Source organism: Aquabacterium sp. UBA2148 (assembly GCF_002328915.1).
GTDB classification, from domain to species: Bacteria; Pseudomonadota; Gammaproteobacteria; order Burkholderiales; family Burkholderiaceae_C; genus Aquabacterium; species Aquabacterium parvum.
Genome location: NZ_DCXA01000104.1, coordinates 1 through 3,156, shown reverse-complemented (window position 1 = coordinate 3,156; position 3,156 = coordinate 1). Strand labels below are relative to the sequence as shown.

The window sequence follows — 3,156 nt, the reverse complement described above, 5'->3', positions numbered from 1 at the left end:
GTTGAGCACCTCTTGTTTGATCTCGTCGCGCATCTGGTTGCGCAAGGACTCGGGCACGTAGGGCACGCGGATGACACCGCCGCGCGGTGCCGCAGCCGTGGCGGACGCGGGGGCTGCGGGCTGCGCCGCTGCGGCGTCGGCGGGTGCGGTGTCCTGCTGGGCCTGCTTGAGCAGTTGCTCGGCCTTTTCCTGAGACAGCAGGCCACCATCGACCAACAGCTTGATGAGGTTGAGCGTGGTGCCGCGCAGGCGCTCGAGCTCGGCGCGCTCATTGGCCACGGCCGGGGCAGACAACAGGCCGCACAGCAGGGCCGCCGCCACGGTGATGGGCCTCATGCCGAGGCGACGGTTGGAGATGACTTCAGGCATGGTGATCAATCGTTCAGGGAGGTGATTCAGGTGGGCACTCAACCGTTGAGCGGGTTCACGGACAGGCGCATCTCCAGCGGCTGAGGCAGGCCTGCGGGTGGCACGAGCCGAAAGCCCTTGCTGATGTCCTGCATCGCCGCACGAACCTGGTTCTGTGCGGCCGCGTCGCTGAGACCGCCGATCTCGTAGCGGTCAATGCGCCCGGATGCATCGATCCAGATCTGCAGGCGGGCACCCAGGCGGATGACGTCGCGGGCCAGGGTTCGATCGAGCTCGGCGCGCAAGACCTGCTGTGCGCTCTTGGCATAGAAGTTGAACTTGGCGCGATCGCCCGCAGAAGGAGCGGAGGCCCCGTTGCCAGCACCGATGGCGCCGCCCTTGTAGTCGCTGCTGACGCTGCCGGCCGAGAAGGCACTGGGGCCATCGCCAGCGGCGCCTTCCATCTTGAGCTGTTGGGGCTCGGGCGGGGCTTCGGCCAGCTTGGGCTGGTCTTGCGGCTGGGGGGTGTTGTCCTGCGGCTTGGGCTCGGGCGGCTTTTCCGGCTTGGGCGGAGGCGGCGGTGGGGGCGTGTCGGGCAGCACCGCGATCTTGACCGTCTGGCGCTTGGGCGCAGCGGGGCCCGAGCCCATGAGGCTGTGGACCAGCAAAGCTGCGCCGATCAGGCCCAGGACGATGCCGCCGGGCACGATGAAGCGCGTCAGGCCAGGCTTGCTGTCGTCGTCGTTGGAGGCGTTGATCGACATGCTCAGGTCCCGATGCGCGAGGTGACCAGGCCCATGGACACCTCCAGCTTGTTGCACAGGTCGATCACGGTGACCACCTCGGCGTAGTGCGAGCGGGCGTCGCCCTTGATGGCCACGCTCATCTTCGGGTCGCGCTGCTTGGCCTGCAGCAACTCGCTTTCAAGTTGCTGCACCGTGACGGGCACGCCGTTGAGCAGCAGCTGCCCGCCCGGCATGACCTGCACCACCTTGAGGTCGTGCTTTTCGGTGCTGGGGGTGTTGCTGGGCTTGGGCATGTTGATGGTCAAGCCCTGCACCGATGCGGTGGTCATCAGGATGAAGACGACCAGCAGCACGTAGGCCAGGTCGAGCATCGGTGTGACGTTGATGCTGTCGTAGGGTTTGGTTTCGTCTTGGACTTGCATGGCCTGCTTTCACTGCATCGCTGCTTCATGGCGCGCGTTTGGTGGCCAGGCCGATTTCGGTGATGTCCAGGCGCTTGGCGATCTCCAGCACCTGCATGACCTTGTCGTACTGGGCGGCGGCATCGGCCTTGAGCACGACGGGCAGCGCCGGGTTGGCAGCCTTGTGCTGGGCCAGGCTGGCTTGCAGCTCATCGAGGCTGACGGGGTAGGCGTCCAGGTAGACCTGGCCGTCGGCGGTGATGGTGATGCCCTTGGTCTGCGGCTTGGCCAGGTTGTTGGCGGCCTGCGTGAGCGGGCTGTTGACCTTGACGCCCTGCACCGAGGCGGTCGTCATGATGATGAAGACCACCAGCAGCACGTAGGCAAGGTCAAGCATGGGCGTGACGTTGATGTCGTCGTACGCCTGCAGGTCGCCTTTGACGTCACCGGCCATGTCAGCGGGCTCCGTGGGTTTCGGCCACGCGGGTGACGAACTCGTCGACGAAGATGCCCATGTCCGACGAGATGTTCTTGATGCGGGCGGCCAGGTAGTTGTAGCCGAACAGCGCCGGGATGGCGACGGCCAGGCCGGCCACGGTGGCCAGCAGGGCCGCCGCGATGCCGGGGGCGATGGCGTTGACGTTGACGTCGCCCGCTGCCGCAATGGCCGCGAAGGTGATCATCACGCCCACCACGGTGCCCAGCAGGCCGAGGAAGGGGCCGCCGGAGATGGCGATGGTCAGCAGCACGATCTTGCTGTTGAGGGTGTGGCTTTCGCGGATCAGGTCGGCATCGACCGCGGCCTTGACGGCGTCGATGGAGGCGCCGGAGAGCTTGGGCGCACCGGCTTGGCCCACCTCGCGCTTTTTCAGCTCGCGCAAGCCGGCCTGGTACAGGCGAGCGAGCTGAGAGTGCTTCATGCCGGAGGTCTCGACGGCCAGCACGTCTCGGGCGTTGCGGAAGTTCTCGAGGAACTTCAGGTTGTCCTTGTCGGCGCGGCCCACCAACACGGCCTTGTCCCACATCACCCAGGCGGCGATGACGAACATCACGCCCAGGATGACGATGACGACCCAGGCGTCGACGGTGAGGTTGTCGACCAGGATGGCGAAGTGGCCGGCCTCGCCGTGGCCTTCACCGGCTTCGGCGGTCTCGGGCGTCTGGGTGTTGGCCAGCACCAGCTTGGCGTCGGCGCTTTGTGCGGCATGGGCGAACTTCAACCAGTCGGCGCTGCGCACGGTGGCGGCCACTTCCAGCTGGTCCACCAGGCCACTCAGGCCCTGGCCCACGGACACCGGGCCTTCGATGGGCGTGACCGCAGCGGGCACGTCGGCCTGTGCGGCTTGCGCGCCGTTGATGTAGAGCGTGAGCTTGCCGTTGCCCACGGTGACGGCCAGGTGCGCCCAGGCGGAAGGGGGCAGCTCGCCACCGGACGCCACGACCGCGTCGAGTTGCGCGAAGGCTTTGCCGCCGTCGAGGTTCAGGCTCAGCGCGCCTTGCTTGAACAAGGTGCCCGTGAGCGCCTCGGGCTTGAACCACAGGCTGACGCTGTAGGGACCGCTGCCGGCGGCCTTGAGCTTGTCGGAAGACCACTGCAGCGGCTCTCCGTCGAGGCGAGCGGCCACGCCGATCAGGCCGTTGACCTCGCGCACCACGGGGCC

At 67.0% G+C, this 3,156-nt stretch carries 5 protein-coding genes; all 5 read right to left on the bottom strand.

What is annotated here, in order from left to right:
• Positions 1-369, bottom strand: a 369-nt coding sequence (locus B2W70_RS05625; protein WP_286743679.1) for a putative porin, incomplete at its 3' end; no start/stop codon positions are given.
• A gap of 38 nt (positions 370-407) precedes the next feature.
• Complete coding sequence (locus B2W70_RS05620) at positions 408-1,112, bottom strand: hypothetical protein (RefSeq protein ID WP_286743678.1); 705 nt, start codon at positions 1,110-1,112, stop codon at positions 408-410.
• A gap of 2 nt (positions 1,113-1,114) precedes the next feature.
• The gene (locus B2W70_RS05615) at positions 1,115-1,516 is read right to left on the bottom strand and encodes an ExbD/TolR family protein (protein ID WP_286743677.1); all 402 of its coding nucleotides are present in this window, start codon (positions 1,514-1,516) and stop codon (positions 1,115-1,117) included.
• 25 nt (positions 1,517-1,541) lie between these two features.
• Positions 1,542-1,949, bottom strand: a complete 408-nt coding sequence (locus B2W70_RS05610; protein WP_286743676.1) for an ExbD/TolR family protein — start codon at positions 1,947-1,949, stop codon at positions 1,542-1,544.
• 1 nt (position 1,950) lies between these two features.
• On the bottom strand, positions 1,951-3,156 hold a 1,206-nt coding region (locus B2W70_RS05605; protein ID WP_286743675.1), incomplete at its 5' end, for a MotA/TolQ/ExbB proton channel family protein.